Raw genomic sequence first — 25,164 nt, 5'->3', positions numbered from 1 at the left:
CTGGATTCCGGGCTCTGGGTTGTGGGTTTGCGGTTTGTGTCGTGCCCGTGGTGTTTGCGGGCCGCACTCCTTGTGGTTGGCCAGTCGTGTGATGTTGGGATCGTCGGCTGCGTGTCTGGCTTGTGGGTGTGTGTGATGCAGGCCGTGCGGGGTGGGGCGTGCCGGTTGCGGTGATGCCGTGCAGCCGGTACGCCCGCCGTGCCGGGCCCCGGTAGCTCCCGCTGCTCGGGTCGGGGGCCGGTTGTGGCAGGGAAGTTTCGTCCGGCGGCGGGATGGCATTGAGTCAGATGTCACCCCCAACCAGCCTGTGTCTGCTCCGACTTCCTTGCCTACCCTGCCCGTACTGCCTGCCCCACCCGAGCCGTGTCCGCTCTGCCTGTTGTGTGGTGCGGTTGCCGCGCGACATGTGGTGCATGGCCCGGGCCAGCGCCCCTCAGATGTGGCCCCTTTCCCGCTTTGGCAGCCAGTCGGCTGCAGCAGCCGTGCAGCTCCGCTAGCCCCGTTGGCCGTGGCAGCCGTGGCAGCCGTGGCAGCCGTGGCAGCAGTGGCAGCAGTGCAGCTGTGTCGGCCAGGGCGGTCGTGGTGGCGGGGATGTATTGCCTTCCTCTTTTTGTGTTTTGGAGTAGTGAATGTCGGCGTCCGATGGAAACCGTGGCCGTGGTGGGCAGCACCGTCAGCCTGCCCGCATCTGGGACCGGTTGACGGTGCACCAGAACGCCGTTGGTGGCGGCTCGGGTGCCGCCGCGCTCGCGGCGCGTGCAGCGGACGCGGCGCGTGTGGCGCCAGGCCAGGCAGGACGGCGGGCGAATGGAACACATCCCGCGTACCCGGAGGCCGCTCCGCACCCGGCAGGCCCGGCGGGCGGCGAGGTTGCGGACCAGGTGGCGTATCCGATGGGTCCGGTGCCCGGTACACGCCCGGCGCCGTCGGCCGACCCGGCGTCTGCAACACGCTCGGCACATCCGGCAGGCATGGGGGTTCCGGCTCAGTCGGGGGATCCGATGGGTTCGGTGTCCGGTACACGCCCGGTGCCCGGGGCCCCTGTGGCGGAGCCTGCACGCTCAATGTCCGTAGCGAACCAGGCGCCTACCACGCACCGGGTATACCCGGCGTCTTCGGTGCCTTCGGTGGATCCGGGACATCCAACGTCTCCTGCGGGCCGGGCATCCGTCATGTACGAGGGGCCCTGGGTGCCGTCGGTGGATCCGGGACACTGGGCAGGCGCTGCGGTTCCGGCGCACTTGGCGCACGTGGCGGAGTCGGTGTCCGCTTCCCACCCGGCACACCCAACGCCCGTTGCGGACGCGGAGGTTCCGGGTCATCAGGTGTATCCGGGGCCTGCCGCGTACGTGGGGTATTCGGGGTCTTCGACGGGTCCGACGCATGCAATGGGCGCGGCGGCTGTGGGGGAGGGGTTGGGGCCGGCGGGTTCGGCGGTTGTTGGGGGCGGCGGCAGGCCTTTGCGTTCTGCCGGTTCCTCGGATTCTGGCGTGTCCTCAACTGTGCCGCTGGGTGCGGCCGCGGTGGGGGGCTCAGCCGGTTTCTCGCATTTTGGCGTGCCCTCACATGTGCCGTTGGACAGGGCGGTTCACGGGCATTCTGTCGGGCCTTCGTCTTCTGGGGTGTCTTCGACGGTTCCGTCGGGTTCGGCTGTGGTGTCGGGTGTGGGGGTGGTTCCGCGGTTGTGTGGGGGTTTGGAGTTGTTGGGGGAGTATCAGGGGTCGGGTTCTGTGGTGCGGAAGTTTTTGTTGCGGAGGGGAGATGGTCAGGTTATTCAGGTGTCGCGGCTTTTGTATTTGGTGGTGGGGTCTGTTGATGGTGTGCGGGATGCGGAGGCGATTTCTCATCGGGTGAGTGGCCGGTATGGGCAGGAGGTGTCGGCTGAGGATGTGGTGTTTTTGGTGGAGCGGAAGTTGACTCCGTTGGGGGTGACGGTCCCACCGGATGGGGGGGGAGGGTGGGGGTTCGGTTCCGCGGTCGGATCTGTTGTTGGCGTTGAAGGGTCACCGGGTGGTTTTCGGTGAGCGGCAGGTGGCGCGTATTGCGGGGGTGTTGGGGTGGTTGCATGCGCCGCTGGTCGTGGTGTTGGTGCTGGCGTCGGCGGTGGTGATGGATGGCTGGTTGTTCGGGGTGCATGGGGGGATCACGGCGTTGTTGGAGGTGTTGGAGCAGCCGTTGTGGATGCTGTTGCTGTTTGTGCTGACTGTGGTGTCGTTGGTGTTTCATGAGTTCGGGCATGCGTCGGGGTGTCATTACAGTGGGGCGGTGCCGGGGAAGATCGGTTGCGGGATTTTCTTGATCTGGCCGTCGATGTATACGGATGTCACCGATGTGTACCGGGTGGGGAGGGCGGGCCGGCTGCGGACGGGGCTGGGGGGTGTGTATTTCAATGTCGTTTTCATGCTGGTGCTGACGGGCCTGTATCTGGTGACGGGTCAGCCGTTGTTTTTGGCGGCGGTGTATCTGGCGCATTTCGAGGTGCTGGAGCAGTTGATGCCGCTGGTGCGGTTGGACGGTTATTACATTCTGGGTGATCTGGCGGGTGTGCCGGATCTGTTCGGCAAGGTCAAGCCGATTTTGATGGGCCTGTTGCCGGGGCGGCGGCGGGAGGCGGCCGCGGTGCTGGGGTTGAAGCGGTCGGCGCGGATCGTGGTGACGGTGTGGGTGGCGGTCATGGTGCCGCTGCTGCTGGCCGAGGTCGGCTATGTGCTGTGGAACCTTCCCCGGCTGCTGGTGACCGCGGGGCGGGCGCTGGCCGCGCAGGTGTCGGGCACCCTCGAGGCGTTCGCCTCTCTGCAGGTGTGGGCGGGGCTGGTAGGTGTTCTGGGCACGTTGATGCTGTTGTGTCCGATGGCGGGCGGCTGTTATCTGGCGGGCCGGATCGTGGTGCGGGTGTGGCGTGCGGGCGTGCGGGCCACCGAGGGCCGGCCGGTGATGCGGCTGGCCGTGGCGGGCGCGGTGGTGGCCGTGGGTGCGGTGCTGGGGGCGGCGTGGGTGCGGGGGCTGACGCCGAAGCCGCTGCCGGCGGCCGCGCCCGTCACCCCGGTGCTGCAGCCCGGTGTGCCCGCCCCACACCCCGCCCCGACCGCCTCCACGACCAGCCCCTCACCCACCCCCTCACACCCCTCCCGCCAACCCGCCCTCCCACCGTCCCGCCGGCCGGCCCCCGTGACCCCGCCTGCCGCCTCCAGTGCTGTCCCGGCCTCCTCGAGTCCGGCCACCGTCACCCGGACGCCGGATGCGTCTCCTACGCGTACCCGGCCCACGCCGCCGGATCCGTCGGGGGGCAGCCCGACACCCACGACGACCGGCACACCCCCCACCGGCTCACCCTCACCCTCACCCTCACCGTCCGTCTCCACCTCGCCCACACGTTCACCCTCACCCTCGGGCACGTCACCGTCGCTGCCCGGGCCGCCGGGTTCCGGCGGCACCTGACACCCGCCCACGCGCGGCGCACCCCAGCCAACACCCGGCCCCACCGCCCACCACGACCAACACCCCCTCCAACCCGCCCACCGCAACCGGCACCCCGCCACCCGTCGACCGCGCCACCGTCCATCTCCCGCATCCGCCCACTGCCACCCCTCTCCCTCGCCCGCCACCCCGGTCGCCCCTTTCGTCCCGTCACCCCATCGCCCCTCGCACTCGCCCCTTCCGCCACCCCGCACACCCGTCCGCCCACTACCCCGCCTCTTCTTGTGTTCGCCCATCCATTCACCCCGCTGGCCGGTCGGTGGGGGTGGTTTGTCTGACTCTTGTCTTCACTCTCATGCGGGTCAGTTCAGGTGTGGGCGTCGTGTGGGGCCTTTTGGCCTTGTTCCGGCGTCTGCTCTACCGCCTTTATGGCAGGAGGAAAATTGTCATGAATCATCGCAAGCCTTCTCCGCGGCGTCGTTCGCGGTCGGCTGTCGGTCTGGGTTTGGGGGTTGCGGCGAGTGCGACGTTGTCTCTCGTGGCGGCCACGGGTACGGCGGCGGCGGGTCCGGTGGCGGGCCGGTCTTCGGGTGGTGCGGCGATCGCTGTGGATCTGGCGCAGTCGCGTGCGGATCGGACGCGGGTGAATCAGTTCGATGAGTCGTTTCGGATTCACGAGTACGGGCCGTCGGTCGCGGTGACCGCCTACAACCGGGCTGTTGCGCAGTCGGTGGGCTGTTCGGTCCATGCGCCGTGCCGGTCGATCGCTCTGTCGTTTCAGATCGTGACGACCGCGGGCAGCAATGCGCGGCTGATCAATGCGACCAATCTCAGTCAGGCCGTCAATGAGCACTGCTCGGGGTGTCAGACGTTCTCCGCGGCCTACCAGTTCGTGGTGGCCACACCGAGGGCGTTCACTTTGGGTAGTGCCGCGCGTCGTGAACTGGCCGCCATCGAGGACCAGGTGGAGGCGCTGAAGGATTCGCGTGTGCCGGTGGGTGAGGTGACCCGGCAGGCGGACGCGCTCGCGCGTCGGGTCAAGGCCGTTCTGGACGGTGAGATGGCCCGGGCGCCCAGGGCGACCGGTGCGGATCCGCTGGCCGATTTCGCCCCGCACGTCACGATGCACCGCCACGTGCGCTGACGGCCCTCTTCAAGCGCTCAGGGCTGCGGACTCCCACCGCAGCCCTGAGCCCCCCCGGAGGAGGGGAACACCCCCTCCTCTGTCTTCCGTTCCGGCATCCTGCCCCCACCCCGCCCCTGTCCGTTCTCGCTTTCGGCCTGTTGCTCGTTCTGTTGGCGCTGTGGTGTTTCGCCGCACGGCCCGGTGGGGCAGGGCGGGTGTACGCGGGGCGTGGTTTGTTTCTTTTCCTGTGTGAGGTCCGGTGAGCAGTTCTCATCCGCCCAATGTGCGCAATCAGGCTCTGCAGCTCCTTTTTCAGGGGCGCTCGGTCAGGGATGTGGCGGTGCAGCTCGGGCTGCCGCAGCAGACCGTCTACCGCTGGCACCGCACCTGTATCTCGCAGTCCGAGCTGATGCAGGCCCGCGCCCGTATCGAGATGCTGGAGGGTGAGGTCGCGGCCTGCCGGCATCTGATCGACCTGATGAAAGAAGTGGTGCCCCCAAAAGACGCTACGAGATGATCGCGGAGATGGCCCAGGAGGGTTTCACCGCCCGGATGACGATCCGTCTGCTGGGGGTCTCCGAGTCCGGCTACTACGCCTGGCGGGAACGCACTCCCTCGGCCCGCTCGCTGCGGCAAGCCTGGCTGAGCCGGATCATCCGCGACATCCACCGTTCCTCGGGGGCCGTCTTCGGATACCGCCGTATCCGGCAGGAACTCGGTCACCGCTACGGCATCAACGTCAGCCACCAGACCGTGGAACGCCTGATGGGCCAGGCGGGCCTGCGCGGCCGTTCCGGACGCCTCGGCTACCACAGCCCCGGACCGGGCATCGGGCCGGTCGGCGGGGTGGGGGGCCGGCGCTGGATCATCGACGTCCACACCCCCCACCACCCCCACACCCCCGATCACGGCTACACCCCCCACCACCCCCACACCCCCGATCACGGCTACGCCCCCGACCACCGCCGCGCCCCCGATCACCTCCCCGCCGCCGGTCAGCCCCTCGCCGTCTGGTGGGCCGCGATCGTGCTGGACACCACCACCCACCGCCTCATCGCCTTCTCCACCGGCCGGCGCCCCACCGGTCACCTCATCGACCAGGCACTGGACCAGGCGATCACCCAGGAAGCCGCCACACCCCCCACCCCGGGCACCGGCGGTGGACTCGCCGGCTGCTCCTTCACCGCCCGCGCCCACGCCCTGCGGCGCGCGCCGGGCTCCGGGACGGTCGGTGACTGGTACGAGCACTCCCTGACCGAGGCGTTCTGGCACACACTGCGCCACGAACTCGAACTCGCCGACCATGCCCGGCCGGGAGCAGACCACCACGGCCAGGCACTGCTCGACACCCTCGAACACCTCGCCCGCCAACCCTGACCACCACCCCCAACCAGAACCCACACCCAACTTCGGCGCCCAGCCCCCGCGTTCGGCGCCCGCACGAGACACCCGCCCCCTCCACGCCCCGCACGCCCGCTTCCGCCCCCGGCGCCCGACCCGCCTCGACCACGACCCGCCCGCACCGACCATGACCCGCCCGCCCCGATCCCGCCTGCACCGACGATGATCTGCCCGCCCCCGCCCGCCTTCGACCGCCCCGATTGCTCGGCGCCTTTGCCCGCTTGTTCTTCGACCTGTCCCATTCGATCCCGCTCATGACCAAGGAACATGGACACAACTCCACCCCTGCCCATCGCCCAGGTGTTCCGGACCGAGATGAACCACGGCGGGCCCCTGTCGGCGACCCAGGCACACCAGGTCCTGCTGTACTGCGCGCTGGACGCGGCGTGCGTGCCGATGGACCCGCCCGCCGTGCAAGCCGTCGTCCGGCTGGCACAGCTGGACTACCCCACCGTCCAGGCCGTCATCGACTGGATCACCACGGCCGGAACCCGACGCCCCTGACCCGATCCCGCCCTGAGCCCTGCCCGCCTCATTTGGGAACAGGCGCCCTGCCTGGGGTTCCGCCCTCGGCGCGCCCTGGGGTCTGCTCGTCCCGGCTTTCGCAGGCGCACAAGGTCAGCAGGGTGTCGGACGGTTCGACAGGGCGCCCGCAGGCGCCGGGGGAGCAGGAGCGGAACAGGGGGCGGAAAAAGAGAAGAAAGGGGAAGGAAGGGGAGGGGGTGGGGTCAGGATTCGTCGGCGCGGAGCAGGGATTCGACGAGTACGGCGACGTGCCGGCGGTCGGTGGGGCTGAGTTTGTGGACGCTGGCGATGAGGATTTCCACTTCGGGGTCGGCGATCTCGGGTGCGTTCTCGAAGTAGACGTGGACGCCGGCGGCTTCGGCCGCGGCCCGCTGGATCGGCGCGACCGGCACGCCCAGGCCTCGGGCCAGGCCCTCCAGGGTGGCCTGCTGGGGCATCTGCGCCAGCCGCGCGGACGTCGCCAGGTGGTGGACCGTGGAGCGGGAGATCCCGCCACGGCGTGCTACATCGCTGTAGGACCACCCTTTTTGGTCCAGCTTGCTTTTGATCAGTTCCTGCAGTGTGTTGGGCACCGCTGGTTCTTCCCGCCCTCGACCGGCCGCTTGTCAATGAGTCTAACGGCCCCGCCGCCGGGCAGTTCTGCACGAGCCCACACCCCTGGGGCGCACCGGCCAGGCGGGGTGGATCCGGCGCCCCGTCGGCGTGGGCCGCCGCTCGGCCGCCGCCGTCCTGCACGCTCGCGTGCGCTCCCCGGCGCCCGCATTGGCTCCCGCTTGGCGTTGCCCGTGTGGCTTCCGATCAACGGGAGGTAGCGGAGGGTGAGGTCCGGATACGCATCAAAGGGAACAGGTCCGAGCCGCTTGCGTCGCTGCGTAGAGAAGGGAGCGCTGTGATTGCCGCCACGCCAGTTGCCCGATGACCTGGTGGCGCGACGATATGACGTCCGTAGTAGAGGTCAGCTCGCGATCCATTCCCTGATCTCGTCGGCGATCATCCGCACGTCCAGCGCATCGCGACTGATACGGGCCGCGAGTGCGGCGGCTTGCTTGGGCTGCACGTCCACGATGACGCCGCTCACCGTCAGGTACGAAGCTGCGACGACCGCCCCGAACAGAGCGTTCGAGTGCTCCAGCGCGGGGCACCGGATGAGCTGATGCATGAGCGCAGCCGCGCGGTGGTGTGCCTCGGTGTACACGGGGGTTTCCATGACCTCGTCGGCATGCCGCGCGGCCGCGGCAGCCAGCGTTCCGAAGTCGGTGACGTCTGGATCCCCGGGAAGGTGGCGGTGAGCGAGGTCCAGCAGCCAGGCCCGGTCAATGCGAACGATCATGCGGCAGTCGCCGGCCCGCGGCCGGAGCTCGGGCTTCCGAACTCCTCGGCGAAGGCATCGGCGAATTCATCGACGAAGTGCGCCCCGGCGGTGAGGAAGCGGTGCCTGACGTCGTTGGCCTCGTCGGCGAGCACCTGCTTGGCGTAAGCCTGCACGGTCATACCCGCGGCCGCGGCCCGGGCCTCGATCCCCGCGTGGATCTCATCGTCCACTCGCACATTGATCTGCTTCATGCAAGCAGCGTAGCGGCCTGTACAAAGCGCTACAACCGGCTTGGCGTCAATCACGGGTGGCGACCGCCGGCGCCGTGGAGGGGCTTGGCGGTGGCCATCGGGGACACCATGGCGGGCACGCGTTCATACTCCGCTCCGTGGGCTACAGATTTGACGGAAGGCGCTGCTGACGATCCGCCGGAGCTAAGACGACGCGCGCCCGTGGGCAGATGACGCTTACGACGAGCGCAACGAGAGCGAGCCCTGGCGCAGGCTTACGTGGCATTCAGCGGGCCGAACGGCGAGAAGGTGTGGCTGGGCAAGGCCGAGGACGGCATGCTGACGGGCTGGGCCCGCGATGAGACGGGACAGGTGTACAGGGATGTGGATACGTGTGGTTACGACTCCTCCGGCCAGGCGTCCAGTCTGTCGCCGGTTTCGGTGCCAGTGAGGACGATGCGCGCCCCGCCACGTTTATATTTGCCTACGATTCTCCTGAACTGGGAGCCGGCCGTGTCGTCGCGCCCCCACCAGCCGTCCATGACTGGGCGGACGTCCAAGGACAGGGTGACGTGATAGCGAGTGGCGGCCTCGGTCATGCGAGCCGGATCCCGCGGGCCCGGCGGCGGATCGCATTCTTCACCTCGAACTCCCGCAGCTGGTAGATGACGGACGAGCGGCTTCGCAGGCCGACCTCGGCACCGATCTCGATGACCGTGGGCGCTCCGCCCTGCTCGGCGATGGTGCGGCGGATGAAGGCGAGGATGCGCTCCTGCTTCTCGGTGAGGTACTCGACCCGGTAATTGGCCCCACTGCCATTAGAGTGCGTGTTCGATTTTCGAGGCAAGCGCCGCAGACCGTGAGGACGGAACAAGAAGAGGGGGGCGGGTGGGGTGTGTGGTGGGGTGCGCCCGCATGCGGTGTGCTCGCTCGCCGCTGGCCATCCGGGGGGGGGCCGCAATATGGAGGGGGGTGTGGGGGAGGGGTGTCGGTGGGGGGTTAGAAGCAGGGGTTGTTGCCTTGTTCGACGCGCATGCGGAAGTTGGGGACGTTGAGGGTGCCGGCGGAGGTTGCGACGGAGATCACGCGTACGTTTTCGAGTACGACCGATGTGGCTTGCTGGGCGAAGACGTCGGGGTTGAACCAGCGTGATTTTCTGTCTTGGGGGTTGATGGGTCCTTTGGTGACTGCGCCTGCGGCGACGCCGATGTCGATGTTGTTGGTGTTGGCCTGGGCGGCGGCGACGGAGGTGGCGTCGATGAACAGGTTTGCTGCTTCTACTGGTCGTCCGGTGCCGCCGGTCACTACCAGGGTGTAGGGGCCCAGGACGGGGATGGGGATGACCACGGACAGGCACAGCCTGTTGATCTGGGCGTGCCGGAATCCGAGGACTACGACGGGTACGAGGGTGCCTTTGCGGGTCACGTCGACCATGGGGTAGATGCTTACGCCGCGGCCGCTGAGGGTGTCGGCGGCGAGTTGGAAGCGTTGGCCGGAGATGAGGAACGAGGCGGCCAGTGCTCCTTGGGCCATGCCGATGCCCAGGGCTGCCGCGGCGGTGAGGGAGGGGACGAGGACGACGGCGAAGCGTCTCCAGGATGTCCTGCCGGAGCGGTGCAGCATGGCGCCTCCTCCGTCGCGCATGGGATCCCCTACCCGTGCCGGAAGGAAGGGCGGGCGAAGTGCGGGTTGGCTGCTGACGGAGTCTAGACTTCCGGGCCCGGTAGTCGACGGCACGTCAGGTCGGCCGGTCGGGTGGTCTGCCGTCGAAGGGCCTTCGTGAGGACCAGTCGCGGCGAGCGGCTGTTCGACATCGTTCAGCGGACGCAGGGACGGCGGGGGCGCGTCGTGGTTAGGCTGCCCGGATGAAGATCATGGGGGCGGTCGTGGCCGGGTCGGTGTTCGGATCGCTGACATGAAACGTCACGGCCGGGACCGCAGCCGGGCTGATGGCTGAGAGGCGGATCCGGGTCACCGACGGGTGCCCCAGTTGCGGGTCACTCAGGTGGTGGTGCTTGCGCTCGACGCGAGGACGGTGCGGATCGACCGTGTGGACCAGGCGGTGAGCGTGGCGCGGGCCGACGACGCCGTCCCGGCGCCGGGCGCTGCCCCCGCGACCACCGGCGTCGCGGTCGGAGGGCGCCTCATGTCCTTGACTCGGTCATTGAAGCACCCGGCCAAAGTCGCTACGCCGACCCGGGGTACGGTGCTGCCCAGGGGGTGGCCATGAGCGAACAAGATCTGTCGGCCTACGCGTCGATGTGGACTACGGAACGAGATCAGTGGGAGCTCCATCGGATCGGCGACACCTATCAACCGATCTTGAAAGGCGATCCGCCGATGGTAGAGATCATCTGTGATGACGAGCTGGCGGACCTTGTGATCGCGCAGATGCTCGCGGCTGGAGTTGCTGTCATCGACCGCTCATGACCCATCCGGGTCGTCTCGGGGTCGTCGAGAGTGCTCAATGACGACCAACGCTGACAACCGTCGACGGCTAAGTCGCGGGTCGCATCATTGGCTTCGCGGTACCCCGAGAGCCCATGCCCATACGATGGCGACCACCCGAGCGAGGGGAAGCGATTACTCAGCGCGACGATACCGCTTCTTCATGGCTGCGCTGTGGCGCAGGAACTGTTCCCTTCCGTAATCCCTCATCCCAACGCCGCGGTAGAGCCCCTCCACGAAGTCGTTGACCAGCAGATGGGGATTGGCCCGCGTGAGGTCATCCAGTACGAACTGCGCGAATGACAGGATGGCCCTGAGCAGTTCCACGAAGGAGCAGGAGGCTGAGCGGCCGCCCCATGCGATGGCCACCGTCGGGTCGGCAAGGGAAAGCGAGACCTGCCCTCGTCCTTCCAGCAGCTCGATACGTACCGCACCACGCAAGGTCAGTTCCTCAAGACCGAATCTCCAGGACATGATGAAGTCCAGGACTGGAATGTCTGTGAAGCGGAACCCAATACCCCCGATGTCGAGTGAGACATCGCCAAGGAAACTCATCCCTCTCAGTTGCCATTCAGGCAGTCGCACTACGGCCTCCAGTGCCCCGCGGGACAGGACGTCGTCTGCGAGCCCGGCTGCCACACGGCGCTGACCTGATGACTCATGAGCCCTCCAATCCGGTCACGGCTCTTTGCCGTGCCCCGAGCTCGAGCCTGCATGGCGGAGTGCTTGTGCGGGTAGCTGACACCAACCTCGCGTCTGTGCCACACCCGCCTCAGACCGGCCGGGGAGTAGCGGGGAATCACGGGGATCCACGTTCGTCCGGGATGGTTCGTCGAGGTCAATGTCACGCCAGCCGGGCGACCGTGCCCGATGGGAAAAGCGAAGGTGCGGTGAGCACGCTGCTCATCAGCGCGTGTCTTGGGCCGCCAGCGTGTGCTGCCGTGCACACGTACCTCTTCATCGATGGCCTCGACGTGGTCGCGCGCAGCGACAGCAGAATGGCCGGCCTCGATCCGAGGCGACTGCTCCGCCCAGCCGGACCGCTCTATCCGACGGATATGCCGTGCACGGTGGATGTGGCAGCCCAGGAGCAGCCCGAGCCGGGGCCGGGCAGGCTGACCATCAGGGTTCGGCTCCGGGGCGAGACGGTAATCTGGTCCGACCTGATGTACCCGGGCCTCGATGGGAGGGTCATCGAGGAGGTTCGCTTTCGCCTGGACCAGTACCTGGGCGAGGTCGAGCGCGCATACGCGGCGTTGAAAGGTCAACTGGTGATCCCGCCCAGCGAACCTGGATGAGTGTCAAACTGTGTGACAGCGCCGACGAACAACGGCGGACAAGTATGGAGGCCAGCGCACTATCTCAGCAGGTCAGGGACAGGACAGCCCAAGACGGCACCGCCACTCAAGTGGATGGCGGCGGCGCCGTCCGAGGGGTCTGACCCTCCGTCTTACCGATGCGTGCTGCCCCGTTGATGATTTGTCGGATCAACGGCGGCGGACACAAGCAACCTTGGGTGATCGCAAGCCGCGAACCAGCGCAGCGAACGTGGCTCCATGCGGGTCACCCGATCGAACTCCTGATGCGGCCTCCCCGAAGTCGGTGCGGGTCCATGAGGCTGCACATGGGACGGCTCCATACCGCCCCTCGACATCGGCTCGTATCGTGCATGCATGCGCAATGAGCGGCACGACGAGCCGTTGTCGAGAGCGGAGCTGGAGTTGTTCCTCCAGTATTTGCACCGGTTTGCCAACCACGATCTGGATCTCTTTGCCCTCATGCAGGTGGGCGATCACGATGACCCTGTCTATGTGAGCTTCTCCAGGAAGCCCGAAGCGGGAGTTGACCCCGAGGCCTACCGGCGGCCGTAGCGATGCCCGGGTCCTGTCGCATGCTTGTCGAGGACTGGCCTACGGGGCGTCGGGGCGGGGGAGCGGTGCAGGTCGGAGGGAGTGCTTGGGATGATGCACCGAGCGCCTTCTAAGCCCCTGGTCCTTAGGCCGGGAGGCAGTGAAGGTAAGCCCCATGGTTGGTGGCTACGTTTTCTCGGGCCCCGTCGTCAGCATGGTCTCAGTTTCCTCGTCGGCGAGGGTGATGTACGCACCGGGCTTGCCCCAACGACCCACCCAGGAAGAACTTGTAGCCGGTCGTCGCCTCGCTCGACCACCAGCCGTGCATGGGGTGGGATGGCCGGCGGTGGCCACGGTGACGTGGAACCGCTCCGAGCGCCGGGCGGTCATGTGAGCCTGACTCCGCGTGCTCTGCCGGACTCACGGGCGATGTACCCGAGTTCTTCGATCCGCCGTAGGTGGTGGTGCACGGAGGAGGTGCTGCTCAGGCCGAGCTCCTGCATGGTGGGCGACGCACCTCGGCAGGCGATCGACTCGCGGATGCAGCGAAGGATGCGCTCCCGAGCGCTGGTGTGACCGTGCACCGTATCTGGCACCGATGGACAACGTCGAAGCACAAGCGCGAGCGGCATGGCCGAGGGTTGCGACCGGTCGCTCGTCGCTCAGAGTGAGGAGGCCCAGGGGTCATCGTACGGATCGGGTTCTTCGGGGTGGAGCATGCGGCGAACGCAGCGCAGAAGTCCCGGTTCACCGGATCCGGCGGCGGCGGTCATCCACGGCAGGGCGTCCATGGCGTGCGCACGTTCGTAGGTGGCGAGGGTGTCAAGAGTGTGGTGGAGGTCCTCGGGGGCGGGTTCGTCGGTGAGGCAGAGCCAGCCGATCGTTGCGGCCAGGCGGACCTCAGGGGCTTGTGTCCGGTCTTGCCACCGCTCGCGGATCCACGAGGTGGTCGGCGGGTGTGCGTAGGCCCGGGTGGTCTCGGCGACGGCGAGGAGCAGGGCGGCGCGGACCATGGCGTCGCGCTCCGTGGCGAGCCTGGTGGCGAAGGCGGTTCGGACCGTGTGGTCGGGGTCGGCTGCTGTGGCCAGAGCATAGGCGGCGTCGATGCGGATGGTGGGGTCGGGGTCGTCGAGAAGGGGCAGGAGTACGGGCGTTTCGGTAGTGATCGCGGCTCGGGCGGCGGCCACCGACCAGCCTGCCGGGTAGCCGGCCACCTCGACGCCGTAGTCGTCGTAGTCGTCCGGTGCGTGGCGTTGGGGGTCGGTGCGGTGGAGAAGGAGTTCGCGAGAGGCGATGCCGAAGTGTCGGGCGCGGGCCGGGCTGGAAAGGACGCCGAGGGCGTCGGCACGGTGTGGGTGGTGGATATCGGTGGCGATAAAGATCAGGAACGGTACGGCGAGAGCGGCGGCGGCCCGGCTGTCGTTGGCACACAGGCCGCCCAGCAGGCCCGTCGCGCGACGAGCAGGGCTGTCGCCGGCGCGCAGTAGGTAAACGGCCTCCCGGGCATCGTCGCCGTGAGGGAAGTTCCCCCACGGGACAGCGTCGAGGAGGAACCCGTGCTTGGTTTCGGGCCCGATGCCAGCCACCACCGCACGCACATCGAACGCGCCTCCCACGAACGGGGCCAGATCCGCTCCGTCCACCAGCGCCCGGCACATCGCGAACGTCGGATCGGTCCGCCAGTCCTCCACACCCCACCCCACCATCGTCCCCAGAGATTCGATCATGCCTTCCCCGGCCCCCCAGTGGCCGACTGCAGGGCATCTAGGCACCTCCCGACGCACCCACTACCGCCGAGAATCTGGGACCACCCTGCTCGGGGCGAACCGGTCGCCATCTGTGACTCAGCACGCTACTTGTCGCTAACCGCACTACTCGACGTGCGGTTCTCCGGGCGGGTCAGCATGACAACTGTCGCCGATTCGGCGAGGTATCTGTCGGCTGGTGATCGTTTGGCAGGCAAGTTGTCGCCAACTCCGAAGAAGTCGCCCCGCCGACGCGAGCTGACTACTTCGATGGCGGGGTGGATACGTCACGCAGGACTTTCCCGGCACCGCCGACGACTCACGGCTCTACGTACACGGGGCCGCTGTGGTCGCATCTGTGCAGGTGGGAAGACCTGCTGGTTCCTGTCAGTAGGATGGCAGGTCGCCAGGGTCTGGCCCTCGGCGAGGGGTGGACGCGTCGATGGACGGTGACGTGGCGTCACCGAAGTGGCGAGGTTACCGGCGCGGTGGCCTCACTGGGGCAGGCGCCCTGGGTGGGCAGTGTCCCGATGCGCGGCTTCGCCTGGCGGCGTGACCAGCGGCATCGGCCGGGGCTGGAGTACATGGTCAGCACGGGGCGGCTGCACGGCTTCGAGAGCCTGGAGGAGGACTGGCTGCTGCGGGGGCTCGACTTCTGCGGCCGCGTGCAGATTCTCCTCTCGCAGCCGTTCCGGATGCGCTTCGAGGCGAACGGGCGGTGGCGGCGGCACACCCCGGATTACCTTGTGGTCTCCGACAACGGGGTCTTCGTTGTCGACGTACGTCCGGCAGGGCTGATCAAGTCCGAGGACGAGGAGTCCTTTGCCGCCGCTCACGAGCTCTCGCTGGTCTGCGGCTGGCGCTACGTTGTCGTGGCCGGCTGGTCGCCGCACGTCCAGGCATCCCTGGACGCGATGTACGCGCGGCGGCGCCCGATGAGCGACCCCTTGAATCTGCGCCCTGGGCTACTCGCGGCAGCTGAGCAGGGTGTGACCTTCCGCGAGGCCGCGATGGCCTGCCAGTTCTGGCCGGTCGCGCGGGCCCAGCTGCTGAACCTATTGTGGCAACGGCGACTTGGCGTGGATCTGTCCGAGCCCTTGACCGACGCGTCGAGGCTGATGCCGGCGGAGGTGTCATGAGCGCGGGCGCCTTGGATCTGGCTCCGGGGGCAGCACTGGTCCTCGACGCGAGCGAGTGGCTGGTCGAGCGGCATGAACCCCATCTCGGCCGAGTGCACCTGATGAACCGGGCCGGTGTCCGGCAGTGCGTCAGTTTCAGATTCCTGCTGAACCATCCGCAGTGCCGCAGCTCGTCGCTCACCTCCTCGTCCGGCGCGAACCGGGGACGGCAGGAGATGACGTTGAAGGACCTGAAGCCGGAGAAGGTCCCGCTGGTGCAGTTGCGGTTCGAGCACCTGATGGAGGTCTTCTGCGGCTTCCGCAGCGGCGACCCGTTGCACCCGCGGCCAGGTGAGCCTCGCCCGGAGTACCACCCTGACCGCACGACCGTGTCCGAGCGACGCCAGGCCAAAGTGGCCGAGCTGGAGGCCATGGACCCGGCCGCCGCGAAGCTGCTGGCGCTGGACCGGGTCGGCGTCAGGACCCTGGAGCGTTGGGAGCGTAAACGGCGCCGCTTCGGGGTGATCGGCTGCGCGGACGACCGATGGCTGCGCGAGAGCGGCGGGCACCCCAGCATCTCAGAGGAGATCCGGGAAGCGATCCTGGCCGTTCGGGAGGAGACCCGGCTTCACCGTTCCAGGGTGGACGCCCGCACCCGGGAGACGATGATCCACCGCTACGTCCGCGAGACGTTCCCCGGCCAGGAGATCAAGGTCCCCAGCTACGACACGCTCAGGCGAGTCTGGCACGAGTGGTTCGGTCCTGGCCGTGGTCGGCAGCGCTACGAACGCTCCGCGTCGCTGCCCGAGAAGGACGGGCACGTGCTGGTCACCAGGCCGGGCCAGGTGGTCGCGCTAGACACGACGATCTTGCCGGTGATGGTCCGTGAGGGGGTCTTCGGTGACCCGGTCCGCGTCCACCTGACGCTGGCGCTGGACGTCTACACCCACTCCATCTGCGCTTTCCGGCTCACGCTGGTATCGGACACATCGGTCGACGTCGCGATGGTGCTGCGGGACGTGATGCTCCCGCTGCCCATGCGGGCCGACTGGGACGGCGAGATGGAGTGGCCCTACCCGGGACTGCCGGCTGCGGTCGTGGCGGAGTTCGTCGGCCACCGGGTCGCGGCCCTGCCGTTCTTCGCGCCGGAGACGGTGACCACCGACCACGGCAGCGTCTACCGCAACCACCACCTGGTCGAGGTCCAGGAGGTGATCGGCTGCCGGGTGCTTCCGGCACGGGTGCTGCGGCCCCAGGACAAGCAGGCGGTCGAACGGGTCTTCGGCAGCATCCGGTCGCTGCTGTTCGAGCACCTTCCTGGCTACACCGGCATCGACACCGCCGACCGCGGTGCGGAACCGGAGCAGGACGGCACCTTGACCATCGACGCGATGGAACACGTGATCGCGACCTGGGTCGTCAAGGTCTGGCAGAACCGCCGGCTGGGCGACTACGCGCCGGCATGGGATCCCGGCGGGGACCACAGCCCCAACTCGCTGTTCGCGGCGTCGTTCGCGCAGACCGGCTTCGCGATGGAGATCCCCCAACCCGAGCTCTACTACAGGTTCCTGCCGGAGCACCAGGTCAAGCGCATCCACGGCCGCCGGGGCGTGAAGATCAAGGGCCTCTACTACTACGGCGATGCACTGGAGCCCTACCTGCACGAGGCGTCCTCACGCGGCGGGCGGCGCAAGCAGATGTGGATCATCCGCCGAGAGCCCCGAGACCGGCGCGTCGTCTACTTCCAAGATCCCCTTACCCACGAGTGGCACCCCCTGCGCTGGACCGGGCTGCCGCCGGAATCGCAGGTCCCCGCCTTTGGTGACCTGCGCGCCGAGGAACTCCTCACCCGAGTCCGCGAGGCCGGCTTGCGACCGCGGACCGATGCCGAACTCCTTCCGATCCTCCTGGACCTGCTCGGCGCCCGTGATCCGGTCAGCAACTGGCCCAGCCAGATGACCAAGTCCCAGCGCGTCGAACACGCCCGCGAGGCCACGCAGGCCCAGGCGGCCTCGACCGACCGGCCGGCGGCCTCCGCCGAGATCGCCCACCCATCCCGCCAGCCCCAGCAGACCGCGGGGAACGTGCTGCAGTGGCCGCAGCGGGCTGGGCAGACCCGAAGCAGTCTCGACGCCGAGCGGCGCCGCCGGAGAGAAGCCGCCGTCCCGGTCACCCCGAAGCCACCGCCCCGGCTGGGGTCGAGCTTCCGCGAGCGCAACGTGTTCCTCCTGCCCGAGGACGACGAAGAGGAGCACGGTGGACAACCGGCCGGCTGAGAGCGACAGCCCGATCGTCCCGTTCCTGCGCGTCGGACCGCCGCCCGACCGCACCAGGTGGGAGGGCTGGCAGCAGTGGCGCGAAATCCGCGACACGTTCATCCCGGCACCGCGGCTCTCGCTGAAGGAGTACAGCGACATGAGCGCGCGCCGACGGGCCCTGCACGACCTGCACCGGACCGCGACGCACGTGAACATGCGGCTCCAGGAGACGCCGATGAGCCGCGGGGTCTCCAACCTGATGCGCGGGCGTCTGCAGAACAACGCCGTGAAGTTCATGCCCGGCACCCGGGACGGTCTGATGATCAACGGCGGCGGGTTCCAGGGCAAGACCGAGACAGCGTGCTCCGCGGCCGCCGCCTTCGAAGACCTGTGGCGGGACGTCCACCACCAACTCCTGCCCGACCAGGCTCCGATTGCCGGCACACGCGATGTGTTCGTCCCGGTCGCCTACCGCCGACTGCCGGTGAAGGCGACACCGAAGGCGTTGTGCAAGACCATCCTGGACGTCAACGGCGACCCGCACCCGAACACCCTGGACGACCTGATTCGCTCGGTCCGCGACGCGGTCCGGGACCACAACACCACGGCTCTGCTGATCGACGATGTGACGCGTCTTCGGCTCCACCGCGGCGACGACCAGGACACCCTGGACCTGATCCGCGAGCTGATGGACCTGAACGTCACGCTCGTGCTTATCGGTGTCGACATCCCCCACTCCGGACTGCTGCGGGGCGCCTACATCGACCCGCGCACCAAGCAGTGGGTCTTCCCGGACGTCAAGCGAGGCAAGAGCCACAATGACGGGGCCTCGACACAGACCGAGCGGCGCTTCGACATGGTCGATCTCGACCCCTTCGACTACTCCACCCCCACCGGGATCACCGCCTTCCTCGAACACCTCGCGGGGATCGAGGAACAGTTGCGGCTGTTCCACTCCTTCGAGGGCATGCTGACCACGGGCGGCATGCCCGAGTACCTGTTCCGCCGCACTCACGGCATCGTCGGACTGCTTCGACGGCTGGTCGAGGACGGTTGCACGGAAGCGATCACCAGTGGCGAGGCGCGGCTGACACCTGAGCTTCTGGCCCGCACCTCGATCCGCCTGGGCAATCTCGCCGATCTCGACCCCGAGGCGGGCGAGGTCCCCGAGATCCCGCTGAACGTCAAGCCGCCACAGCAGTCGCGGAAGAAGCCGGGAAGGAGGCCGCGCAACACGGTCTTCGACGACCAGGGCGACAGGCCGGCCGCCGATGGCTGAACTCCACAGCCACGACCGACCGCTGGCCCGGAGCCTTGATCCTCTGCCCGGCGAGTCCCTCGGCGGCTACTTGCTGCGGCTCGCTCACCGTCTCCGGCTCTCACCGATTCGCCTGGCCCGGCTGACCGGCTGCACCAGGCCCTCGACAACCCAACTTGGCCGCAGGCTCCTGCTGGACCTCGACACCCGCGCCTTCGCGCACACCGCCCGGCTGGGCGAGGAGGAAGCAACTGCTCTGACGCTTGTTCCCTGGTCAGACCGCTACCCGCCAATTGCGCGCCTGCGACCCGGTTCCGGAGCGCAGGTGTCGCGCGACGACTGGTTGTTCAACGACCATCCTCGCTACTGCCCGAGATGCCTTGCAGGCGACGGCACCGCCATCCAGCAGCAGCACGGAGGCCCGTGGAAGAAGGCGTGGCATCTGCCCGTCGCCTTCGCATGCCCGGTCCACCAGGTATTTCTGCAGGACGACTGCCCTCGAAGCCACTGGATCAATCGAGCGGTCACGCTCCTCGTCGGCCAGCCTGCGGACGCGACCCTGCACCCGGCGCAGTGCCGACATCCAGTCCAACGCGCCGGTCAGGGCCGGAAAGGACCCTCCTGCGGGACCCGACTGGACCAGCTCAGGAGCACCAGTTCTGCCCGACCGAGTATGAACATGCTCAGGACGCAGCAGCGACTCCTCGACTTCCTCGAACCCCACCAGGCCGCAGCAGACGCCGCGTCAGGTTTCACCGATCTTCGGGTGGTCACCGCCGCTCTCTGCGCGTCCTGGCCTCTCGGTCGGGACCACATCGAGCCTGATTCCCAGGATTCGGTGGGCAAGCACATCAAGGCCCTTGGCGGAGGCACCCGCCCGGTTCGCGACAGACCCCCAAGCGACCCCGTTGCGGCGGCCGGATTGCTGACGGCGGCCGTCCGCTTGCTAGATGAGCCTGATCTCCACGAACTCGTCGACCACGCCCGAGCCGCCCGCCCAGGCAGCGCGAGCAGAGCCCCATGGGTCCACGTCTTCGAACGGCATCAGTCCTCGTGCTCGGATAGGTTGCGACAAGCGATGGCACCCCTGACCCGCACATACCGGCGCACCGGCCCGCGCGGAGCCAGAATCCCAGAACGACAGGGCGGTTACCGCCCTGAACACATTCCCGCGCTCTTGGAGGAACGCTGGTATCAGGAGCATCTCGCACCGCTCCAGATCGACGCGGAAGCGAAGTCCGTACGCCGTCTCGCAGCCGTCCTCCTTGTCCAACAGGCTTCTGGCAGGGCGCAGGGTGACGCCGCAGACTTCCTCGGCATCAACCCTGCCGGAGGCCAGTTCGTGGCCACGGGCACGCTCCTGCGGTGGCTCAGAGATGGGCAGGATGCCTTCAACGCCGCTCTGCACGACCTGGCCGAGGAACTCGACCGCGCGACAGACCTCACCAACTACCAGCGCCGGCGCGAGGTGCTGCGAAGCTGGTCCCTGTCATCCGAGATCTGGAACGAGATCATCACCAGGCTTCCGCCCGTCCCAGGGCCCGTTCGCCCCAACCTGGACGACCGAGTACGCCAGGAAGCGTCCGCGTTCGTCTGGGCCTATGTCACCGGCGGCGAGCCGCTCTTCGCGCCACGGCACGTCGAAGCCGAACAGCCCCCGGAGGTTCGCCAAGTCTGGCGGGAGCGCCGGGCGAACACCTGGTTCCAGCTCTCCCGTCCCGACGCTCTGAACCACTACACGGCCCTACGCAGGCTCCTCTGTCAGCATGGCGATGCCCTTATCGAGAAGATCGAATCGGGCACCAGCATGCCCATTCGCTAGGTTCTGTCCGCTCCGCCGACGGCGCCCAGTCGCACCCGGTGACGCTGGAGGTCGACCTCGGCGACCTTCACCGTGATCAGCTGGCCCTCATCGACAAGCTGATCCGGAGTCTCGGTCGGCTCGTCAGTCAGCTCAGAGAGATGCAGGAACCCGACAACGTCAGGGGCAAGCTGCACGAACACGCCAAAGGGAACGATCTTGGTGATCGGCCCGGTGAGGATTCGGCCGGCCTGATCCGCGAACCGAATGAGTGGATCTTCCTGCAGAGCCTTCAAGGAGAGCGTGACCTGACCGGAGCGCGTCTCGGCGATGATCACCTCAGCGGTGATCCGCTGGCCAGCTTCGACTGCCTCGGAGGGGTGGTTGATCCAGCCCCACGTCAGGTCCGGCACCCGAATGAAGCCGGTGCACAGGCCCTCGGGTTCGCCGTCGACGTGAACGAAGACCCCGAAGTTGTGAACCTCGGAGACCGTCCCGGTGACGACCTGCCCGCGTTCGAGCGCGAGGAGGAAGGACCGCAGGGCCGGGATCTCGCACGCCCTGGCGGAGAGGTGAAGCTGCCCTTCGCGCCAACGCCCGATTTCTTCGGCATCGATCTCCTGGCCGACCTCAAACAGCTCGGATGGATGCTCGATCCGACGCATCGACGCTTCGTGCAGAGGAATCCGACCGATCTCGGTCGCTTCTCCTTCGGCATCCACGAGCTGCACCAGGACGTCCGCTCCGTCGAATCCGATGACCTTCACCGTTCTCACAACCCCCGGCCGGAGCTGGTTGATCAAGGACTGCAGGCGAGGGTCAGGGGTTGGCTCGGACATGGAGGTGAGCCTAGTCGGGGCCGACCGCAGACGACAGATTCCGTGCTGACACGACAGTTAGCCTGCTGAGTCACACCATCGTGCGGGGCAACTATCGAGCTCGGTTGCCACCCAGCGTGCTCAAGCGCCAACTATCACGCACAGTCACAGCTGGTGAGGTAGCCGCCCCTATGGTTCGCCATGCTGAATTAAGGCATACGTTCGAATATAGAGGCAAGGCGACATGCAACACCCGCACTCTGCTCATAGCCAGTTCCCGCAACTGGGGCCTGTTGCGAAAGTGGAGTTGCCGTCCGAAGGGCGTGCCATGTGGCAGGCGCCGCTTTGCGTCAGTCCCCGGAGGGTCGCTGTCTCGGGTAGCTGTCGGCCGCGAGGGGGAGACTGCGCAGCGACAGAGCGCTCGGCGGAGGTAGGGCCCCGTGAGTCGCCTCGGCGCGGAATGACTGGAGCAGGTACGCCACCAGGCGCCGGGACGCAGCACTGTCATGCGGCAGCGCGTTTACCAGACCGCAGTGGGACAACAGGGCCACGGCGAGGTCGGAAGGGTGGAAGTCGGCCCGCAGTGCGCCCGCTGCCTGGGCTCTGCGGACCAGGGTCATGAGGTCCCGTTCGGCCCGTTCTCGGGCCTGCGCGTGTTCCACCGTGCTGTCCGGGAAGGCTGCGACGAACGCGGCCGGAAACCCCCGTTCCTCCCGCTGAAGCTCGCAGGCCGTCTCGACCAGACGCTGGAAGCCCCGCCAGGGGTCGGGGTCGGCCAGCGCCTCGGTGAGCGCTCGGGCGCAGGTCTCCATCTGCTGCGCGAACGCGGCGCGCACCAGGCTATCCCGGGTCGGGAAACGCCGGTACAGCGTCGCCACGCCGACCCCGGCCCGTCGGGCCACGGTCGCCATGGGCGCGTCGATCCCGTGCTCGGCGAAGACCGCGCGGGCGGAGACGAGGATGCGCTCCTGGTTGCGCCGGGCGTCGGCCCGCAGCCTGGCCGGGCCCGCGATCCGAGAGGATTCCTCCACCACTGTTTCTCACCTCGGGTTCAAACGGACGATGTCGTCCGCTTAAGAGCCTACGCTCGGGGCCAGATCCCCCGCACGGCCACTGGTGGCGAAGGTGAGAACGATGGACGACCGCATGATGAGAGCAGTACTTTTCGACCGCTTCGGCGGCCCCGAGGTGCTGTACGTGGGCCGGGTACCACGCCCCGAACCGGCGCCCGGCGAGGTACTCGTGCGGGTGCGGGCGTTCAGCGTCAACGGCGGCGAAGTGGCGGCCCGCTCCGGTCGGCTTCGTCTCTTCACCGGACGGAAGTTCCCGCAGCGCGTCGGATTGGACCTCACCGGTGAGGTTGCCGCACTCGGCGTCGGCGCGACGGACTTCGCGGTCGGCGACCGTGTGTGGGGCATCGTGGGTCGTACCGGCTTCGGCAGCGCCGCCGAGTACGTGACGGTCCGCGCCGAGCGGCTCGGCCGGGTTCCGGACGGACTGGATCTGGTGGCAGCCGCCGCGCTTCCGGTGGCAACCACGGCCATCACGGCGCTGCGCGACAAGGCCAGGCTGCGCCCCGGCGAACGACTGCTCGTACGGGGCGCTGCGGGCGGCGTCGGCAACGCCGCCGTCCAGCTCGGACAGGCATATGGTGCCGAGGTCACAGCCCTGGCCCGCGCCGCCAACCTTGACTTCGTCCGCATGCTCGGCGCCCACCACGCCATCGACCAGCGGGCCGTCCCGCCGAGGGAACTGGGCCTGTTCGACGTGGTCTTCGACACCGCAGGCACCGAGCTGCGGGCCTTCCGGCGCCTGCTGACGCCCGGCGGGCGCATGGTCACCATCGCCTTCGACCCGGCACGGCCCGCCGCCTCACTCGGCTACATAGCCGCCAGCGCCGTACATGGACGCGGCCGGGTGCGCTTCTTCAGCGGCAACCCCACGCGGGCACTCTTTGACGACCTCGCCCGCCAGGTGGCCGAGGGTGGACTGCGCCCTGCGGTGGACAGGAGCTTCCCGCTGGAGGAGACAGCGGCGGCACACCGGGCGCTGGAGGCGGGCGGGGTGCGGGGCAAGTACGTGGTCAGGGTCGACTAAGGTTTGTTGCACTGTGCTGGTCACAGCCACTCGTTGATGGCGGCGACCAGAACGGTCGCTACGTAGCGAGCAGCACGTTTGTCGTATCTCGTGGCTACGGCCTGGTGCCTTTTCAACCGGTTGATCCCACACTTCACCGCGTGACGTTCTCGGCAGTCGGTCTTATCGAACTTCGGGGGGCGACCGCCGCGGGAACCGAGCTTCTTACGGTTGCGGACTTGGTCGGCTTTTTCCGGGATCGTGCAGCCGATGTCAGTACGGAGGTGTCGCGACAGGCGTCCAAAGCCGCTTGGTATCGCACGGCCGCATCGCTCTCCTTGAGGATGACCACGTGCAGGACGGACGAGCTGCCGTTGAGAGCTGCAAGGTATGTGCTGTATAGATCCCGAAGGGTGTCGTGCATGCGGTTCGCTTGCTCGCGACGAGATCGTGCGCGGGCAGCGATCAGGGTCGAGCGACCCCCAGTACAGCGCCGACGACTGTGTCGATCAGTGCCCCCAGTCCATGGGGGCACAGCTGTGGGGGCTTGGCCCTGGCGGACGTTCGCCGGCTGCCAGCGACCACTCCCATGACGCTGTACGGGCATTGCTACGTGATACTCGTCCTGTGAAGTGGTTCGAACAGGTCCAGGCTGCGGAACAGCGTGGGGATTGGGACGCGGCCATCGCGTTGGCAAGCGCCCACGCGGAGTGCTACTCGACCGATCCGTCCAGGCACAACAACCATCTGTGGCATATGGATCTGCTTGCCCGGGCAGAACGGCTCTCGGAACTCGCAGAGCTCGCTGTCACGGATGTTCACGCACGCCGGAGACTCAACAGAGCGCTTCGCGAGCGGGGGATGGAGGCGGCCCCGCGCACCCGCGCCGAAGCCGGTGATCGTGATGCCCTGTACGTCCTTGTTCGACTGCTGTGTGAGACGAGTCGGCCCCAGGAAGCCGATCGAGCCGTCCAAGACCTCAGCCCGGACGATCAGTACGCACACCAGATCGTGGCCCGCTTTCGATCGTGATCGCGGCACTCGGTCGGTTACTGCTTCATGGCGAAGCTGGCGCCTGTACTCCCTAGCTAGGGTGACTGTCAATTGGGTCACTGATGTCTGACACCGGCGGCTGACACCAACAGCGGCGGACGAAGGCGGATCTGGGCGAACCCTAACGACGACTCTCACGCCGCATGGTGGCCAAGATCCAGTGCTCAGAGTTCGCGATGATCGACCTGATAAGGATGAGGCCAGATCGCGAAGCGGCATTCGACACGGGCGCCGTTCTCGTTGATGGACAGCGCCCGCCAGCTTGACCCGATCATTAGGATTCCGCCGACCTCGCCACTTCGACGCCTGGCAGGATGCGGCCCATGACGGAGTACACCTGGCCGACGGGTGTCAGCGATCTGACGCCGGAGGGCATACAACTTGCGTGGCCAGCAACGAAGGCAGCCTTGCCGATCGGCACTACCGTCACCGGCAAGGTCATCGGTCGGCAGCCCTTCGGTGTCTTCGTGCAGATCGACGGCGTCACCGATGTCCTAGGACTGGCCGAGATCAGGTCAGACTCAGGCTCAACGACCGGGCTCGATGTACTGCAGCGCCGAACCATGGCAGCTTCTGCCGACCGCAGGCGCCCCGTATTAGCCTCGAAGGCCTGAATGACCGTACGCGCCCCATCTCGATAGAGCTACGGATCAGAAGGTCGTGCCCTCGGCATCACTGATGTGCCGAGGGCATTGCCGACTTGGCAGCGAAAGCTGAGCCGACAGCCC

General features: G+C 67.7%; 26 protein-coding genes and 1 pseudogene. 16 read left to right on the top strand and 11 right to left on the bottom strand.

The window, feature by feature from the left end:
- Nucleotides 1-1,989: 1,989 nt before the first annotated feature.
- The 5 genes from ACSHXN_RS00535 (at nucleotide 1,990) to ACSHXN_RS00515 (ending at nucleotide 6,448) form a co-directional block, all read left to right on the top strand.
- Nucleotides 1,990-3,438: a hypothetical protein gene (locus ACSHXN_RS00535; protein WP_438302378.1), complete on the top strand. Its 1,449-nt coding sequence runs from the start codon at nucleotides 1,990-1,992 to the stop codon at nucleotides 3,436-3,438.
- Nucleotides 3,439-3,865: 427 nt separating this feature from the next.
- Nucleotides 3,866-4,561, top strand: a complete 696-nt coding sequence (locus ACSHXN_RS00530; protein WP_438302377.1) for a hypothetical protein — start codon at nucleotides 3,866-3,868, stop codon at nucleotides 4,559-4,561.
- 241 nt (nucleotides 4,562-4,802) lie between these two features.
- Complete coding sequence (locus ACSHXN_RS00525; RefSeq protein WP_355142554.1) at nucleotides 4,803-5,060, top strand: helix-turn-helix domain-containing protein; 258 nt, start codon at nucleotides 4,803-4,805, stop codon at nucleotides 5,058-5,060.
- Nucleotides 5,061-5,068: 8 nt separating this feature from the next.
- The gene (locus tag ACSHXN_RS00520; protein WP_438302376.1) at nucleotides 5,069-5,920 is read left to right on the top strand and encodes an IS3 family transposase; all 852 of its coding nucleotides are present in this window, start codon (nucleotides 5,069-5,071) and stop codon (nucleotides 5,918-5,920) included.
- Nucleotides 5,921-6,211: 291 nt separating this feature from the next.
- Entirely contained in the window at nucleotides 6,212-6,448 is a 237-nt protein-coding gene (locus tag ACSHXN_RS00515; RefSeq protein ID WP_356114610.1) for a hypothetical protein, read from the top strand.
- Between the two features lie 224 nt (nucleotides 6,449-6,672).
- On the opposite strand, the gene ACSHXN_RS00510 is transcribed toward ACSHXN_RS00515, so the two are convergent.
- From ACSHXN_RS00510 to ACSHXN_RS00485, 6 genes are all read right to left on the bottom strand, one after another.
- Complete coding sequence (locus ACSHXN_RS00510; protein ID WP_059128439.1) at nucleotides 6,673-7,041, bottom strand: helix-turn-helix domain-containing protein; 369 nt, start codon at nucleotides 7,039-7,041, stop codon at nucleotides 6,673-6,675.
- 383 nt (nucleotides 7,042-7,424) lie between these two features.
- The gene (locus tag ACSHXN_RS00505) at nucleotides 7,425-7,799 is read right to left on the bottom strand and encodes a fic family toxin-antitoxin system, toxin component (protein ID WP_438302375.1); all 375 of its coding nucleotides are present in this window, start codon (nucleotides 7,797-7,799) and stop codon (nucleotides 7,425-7,427) included.
- Complete coding sequence (locus tag ACSHXN_RS00500) at nucleotides 7,796-8,032, bottom strand: plasmid mobilization protein (RefSeq protein WP_355142538.1); 237 nt, start codon at nucleotides 8,030-8,032, stop codon at nucleotides 7,796-7,798. Before ACSHXN_RS00500 ends, ACSHXN_RS00505 begins: the two co-directional genes overlap by 4 nt.
- Nucleotides 8,033-8,606: 574 nt before the next feature.
- On the bottom strand, nucleotides 8,607-8,858 hold the full coding sequence (locus ACSHXN_RS00495; RefSeq protein WP_438302374.1) for a LexA family protein: 252 nt from the start codon (nucleotides 8,856-8,858) through the stop codon (nucleotides 8,607-8,609).
- Between the two features lie 152 nt (nucleotides 8,859-9,010).
- Nucleotides 9,011-9,634, bottom strand: a complete 624-nt coding sequence (locus ACSHXN_RS00490) for a DUF6230 family protein (protein WP_356114243.1) — start codon at nucleotides 9,632-9,634, stop codon at nucleotides 9,011-9,013.
- A 378-nt stretch (nucleotides 9,635-10,012) separates the two neighbouring features.
- A complete protein-coding gene (locus tag ACSHXN_RS00485; RefSeq protein WP_438302373.1) occupies nucleotides 10,013-10,159 on the bottom strand; it encodes a hypothetical protein in 147 nt (48 codons plus the stop codon).
- A gap of 78 nt (nucleotides 10,160-10,237) precedes the next feature.
- Between ACSHXN_RS00485 and ACSHXN_RS00480 the strand changes: the two genes are divergently transcribed.
- Nucleotides 10,238-10,441 carry a hypothetical protein gene (locus ACSHXN_RS00480; RefSeq protein ID WP_355141693.1) on the top strand — a complete coding sequence of 68 codons (204 nt, stop codon included), beginning with the start codon at nucleotides 10,238-10,240 and terminating at the stop codon, nucleotides 10,439-10,441.
- A gap of 153 nt (nucleotides 10,442-10,594) precedes the next feature.
- On the opposite strand, the gene ACSHXN_RS00475 is transcribed toward ACSHXN_RS00480, so the two are convergent.
- Entirely contained in the window at nucleotides 10,595-11,014 is a 420-nt protein-coding gene (locus ACSHXN_RS00475; RefSeq protein ID WP_438302372.1) for a hypothetical protein, read from the bottom strand.
- 335 nt (nucleotides 11,015-11,349) lie between these two features.
- On the opposite strand from ACSHXN_RS00475, the gene ACSHXN_RS00470 reads away from it, so the two are divergent.
- Complete coding sequence (locus tag ACSHXN_RS00470; protein WP_438302371.1) at nucleotides 11,350-11,757, top strand: hypothetical protein; 408 nt, start codon at nucleotides 11,350-11,352, stop codon at nucleotides 11,755-11,757.
- A 375-nt stretch (nucleotides 11,758-12,132) separates the two neighbouring features.
- Nucleotides 12,133-12,330: a hypothetical protein gene (locus tag ACSHXN_RS00465; RefSeq protein WP_355141701.1), complete on the top strand. Its 198-nt coding sequence runs from the start codon at nucleotides 12,133-12,135 to the stop codon at nucleotides 12,328-12,330.
- A 365-nt stretch (nucleotides 12,331-12,695) separates the two neighbouring features.
- On the opposite strand, the gene ACSHXN_RS00460 is transcribed toward ACSHXN_RS00465, so the two are convergent.
- Nucleotides 12,696-12,941, bottom strand: a complete 246-nt coding sequence (locus tag ACSHXN_RS00460; RefSeq protein WP_438302370.1) for a LexA family protein — start codon at nucleotides 12,939-12,941, stop codon at nucleotides 12,696-12,698.
- A 30-nt stretch (nucleotides 12,942-12,971) separates the two neighbouring features.
- Entirely contained in the window at nucleotides 12,972-14,036 is a 1,065-nt protein-coding gene (locus ACSHXN_RS00455) for a hypothetical protein (protein ID WP_438302369.1), read from the bottom strand.
- Between the two features lie 506 nt (nucleotides 14,037-14,542).
- On the opposite strand from ACSHXN_RS00455, the gene ACSHXN_RS00450 reads away from it, so the two are divergent.
- The 5 genes and pseudogenes from ACSHXN_RS00450 (at nucleotide 14,543) to ACSHXN_RS00430 (ending at nucleotide 20,510) form a co-directional block, all read left to right on the top strand.
- Complete coding sequence (locus ACSHXN_RS00450; RefSeq protein ID WP_438302368.1) at nucleotides 14,543-15,193, top strand: TnsA-like heteromeric transposase endonuclease subunit; 651 nt, start codon at nucleotides 14,543-14,545, stop codon at nucleotides 15,191-15,193.
- Nucleotides 15,190-17,448 carry a transposase gene (locus ACSHXN_RS00445; RefSeq protein ID WP_438302367.1) on the top strand — a complete coding sequence of 753 codons (2,259 nt, stop codon included), beginning with the start codon at nucleotides 15,190-15,192 and terminating at the stop codon, nucleotides 17,446-17,448. The genes ACSHXN_RS00450 and ACSHXN_RS00445 overlap by 4 nt, the downstream gene beginning before the upstream one ends.
- Nucleotides 17,429-18,709, top strand: coding sequence for a hypothetical protein (locus tag ACSHXN_RS00440; protein WP_438302366.1), 1,281 nt, complete (start codon nucleotides 17,429-17,431; stop codon nucleotides 18,707-18,709). The genes ACSHXN_RS00445 and ACSHXN_RS00440 overlap by 20 nt, the downstream gene beginning before the upstream one ends.
- Nucleotides 18,702-19,160, top strand: a pseudogene (locus tag ACSHXN_RS00435) (TniQ family protein); the annotation flags it as partial. The gene ACSHXN_RS00440 and the pseudogene ACSHXN_RS00435, both read left to right, overlap by 8 nt.
- Nucleotides 19,161-19,766: 606 nt before the next feature.
- Nucleotides 19,767-20,510 (top strand): hypothetical protein, encoded by a 744-nt coding sequence (locus ACSHXN_RS00430; RefSeq protein WP_438306549.1) that lies wholly within the window; start codon nucleotides 19,767-19,769, stop codon nucleotides 20,508-20,510.
- On the opposite strand, the gene ACSHXN_RS00425 is transcribed toward ACSHXN_RS00430, so the two are convergent.
- Nucleotides 20,507-21,328 (bottom strand): S1 RNA-binding domain-containing protein, encoded by an 822-nt coding sequence (locus tag ACSHXN_RS00425; RefSeq protein ID WP_438302365.1) that lies wholly within the window; start codon nucleotides 21,326-21,328, stop codon nucleotides 20,507-20,509. The two genes, ACSHXN_RS00430 and ACSHXN_RS00425, sit on opposite strands and share 4 nt — an antisense overlap.
- Before the next feature lie 329 nt (nucleotides 21,329-21,657).
- Nucleotides 21,658-22,338 (bottom strand): TetR/AcrR family transcriptional regulator, encoded by a 681-nt coding sequence (locus tag ACSHXN_RS00420; protein ID WP_355141707.1) that lies wholly within the window; start codon nucleotides 22,336-22,338, stop codon nucleotides 21,658-21,660.
- Nucleotides 22,339-22,441: 103 nt separating this feature from the next.
- Here ACSHXN_RS00420 and ACSHXN_RS00415 point away from each other — a divergent pair, with 103 nt between their 5' ends.
- From ACSHXN_RS00415 to ACSHXN_RS00405, 3 genes are all read left to right on the top strand, one after another.
- Nucleotides 22,442-23,404, top strand: coding sequence for an NAD(P)-dependent alcohol dehydrogenase (locus ACSHXN_RS00415; RefSeq protein ID WP_438302363.1), 963 nt, complete (start codon nucleotides 22,442-22,444; stop codon nucleotides 23,402-23,404).
- Nucleotides 23,405-24,010: 606 nt separating this feature from the next.
- Nucleotides 24,011-24,415 carry a hypothetical protein gene (locus ACSHXN_RS00410; RefSeq protein ID WP_438302362.1) on the top strand — a complete coding sequence of 135 codons (405 nt, stop codon included), beginning with the start codon at nucleotides 24,011-24,013 and terminating at the stop codon, nucleotides 24,413-24,415.
- Nucleotides 24,416-24,759: 344 nt separating this feature from the next.
- Nucleotides 24,760-25,050, top strand: a complete 291-nt coding sequence (locus tag ACSHXN_RS00405) for a hypothetical protein (protein ID WP_438302361.1) — start codon at nucleotides 24,760-24,762, stop codon at nucleotides 25,048-25,050.
- Nucleotides 25,051-25,164: the final 114 nt, after the last annotated feature.

The sequence above is a fragment of the Streptomyces sp. HUAS TT11 genome (assembly GCF_051553595.1).
GTDB lineage: Bacteria > Actinomycetota > Actinomycetes > Streptomycetales > Streptomycetaceae > Streptomyces.
The sequence above is the reverse complement of the archived record's forward strand: the minus strand, read 5'-3'. Positions and strand labels throughout refer to the sequence as shown.

What these genes read in the sequence shown, in the direction of transcription:
- ACSHXN_RS00530 (WP_438302377.1), top strand. Translation starts at nt 3,866, where the DNA reads ATGAATCATCGCAAGCCTTCTCCGCGGCGTCGTTCGCGGTCGGCTGTC.
- ACSHXN_RS00520 (WP_438302376.1), top strand. Translation starts at nt 5,069, where the DNA reads ATGGCCCAGGAGGGTTTCACCGCCCGGATGACGATCCGTCTGCTGGGG.
- ACSHXN_RS00515 (WP_356114610.1), top strand. Translation starts at nt 6,212, where the DNA reads ATGGACACAACTCCACCCCTGCCCATCGCCCAGGTGTTCCGGACCGAG.
- ACSHXN_RS00505 (WP_438302375.1), bottom strand. Translation starts at nt 7,799, where the DNA reads ATGATCGTTCGCATTGACCGGGCCTGGCTGCTGGACCTCGCTCACCGC.
- ACSHXN_RS00500 (WP_355142538.1), bottom strand. Translation starts at nt 8,032, where the DNA reads ATGAAGCAGATCAATGTGCGAGTGGACGATGAGATCCACGCGGGGATC.
- ACSHXN_RS00490 (WP_356114243.1), bottom strand. Translation starts at nt 9,634, where the DNA reads ATGCTGCACCGCTCCGGCAGGACATCCTGGAGACGCTTCGCCGTCGTC.
- ACSHXN_RS00485 (WP_438302373.1), bottom strand. Translation starts at nt 10,159, where the DNA reads ATGAGGCGCCCTCCGACCGCGACGCCGGTGGTCGCGGGGGCAGCGCCC.
- ACSHXN_RS00480 (WP_355141693.1), top strand. Translation starts at nt 10,238, where the DNA reads ATGAGCGAACAAGATCTGTCGGCCTACGCGTCGATGTGGACTACGGAA.
- ACSHXN_RS00475 (WP_438302372.1), bottom strand. Translation starts at nt 11,014, where the DNA reads ATGAGTTTCCTTGGCGATGTCTCACTCGACATCGGGGGTATTGGGTTC.
- ACSHXN_RS00465 (WP_355141701.1), top strand. Translation starts at nt 12,133, where the DNA reads ATGCGCAATGAGCGGCACGACGAGCCGTTGTCGAGAGCGGAGCTGGAG.
- ACSHXN_RS00460 (WP_438302370.1), bottom strand. Translation starts at nt 12,941, where the DNA reads ATGCCGCTCGCGCTTGTGCTTCGACGTTGTCCATCGGTGCCAGATACG.
- ACSHXN_RS00455 (WP_438302369.1), bottom strand. Translation starts at nt 14,036, where the DNA reads ATGATCGAATCTCTGGGGACGATGGTGGGGTGGGGTGTGGAGGACTGG.
- ACSHXN_RS00445 (WP_438302367.1), top strand. Translation starts at nt 15,190, where the DNA reads ATGAGCGCGGGCGCCTTGGATCTGGCTCCGGGGGCAGCACTGGTCCTC.
- ACSHXN_RS00430 (WP_438306549.1), top strand. Translation starts at nt 19,767, where the DNA reads ATGGCACCCCTGACCCGCACATACCGGCGCACCGGCCCGCGCGGAGCC.
- ACSHXN_RS00425 (WP_438302365.1), bottom strand. Translation starts at nt 21,328, where the DNA reads ATGTCCGAGCCAACCCCTGACCCTCGCCTGCAGTCCTTGATCAACCAG.
- ACSHXN_RS00415 (WP_438302363.1), top strand. Translation starts at nt 22,442, where the DNA reads ATGGACGACCGCATGATGAGAGCAGTACTTTTCGACCGCTTCGGCGGC.
- ACSHXN_RS00405 (WP_438302361.1), top strand. Translation starts at nt 24,760, where the DNA reads ATGACGGAGTACACCTGGCCGACGGGTGTCAGCGATCTGACGCCGGAG.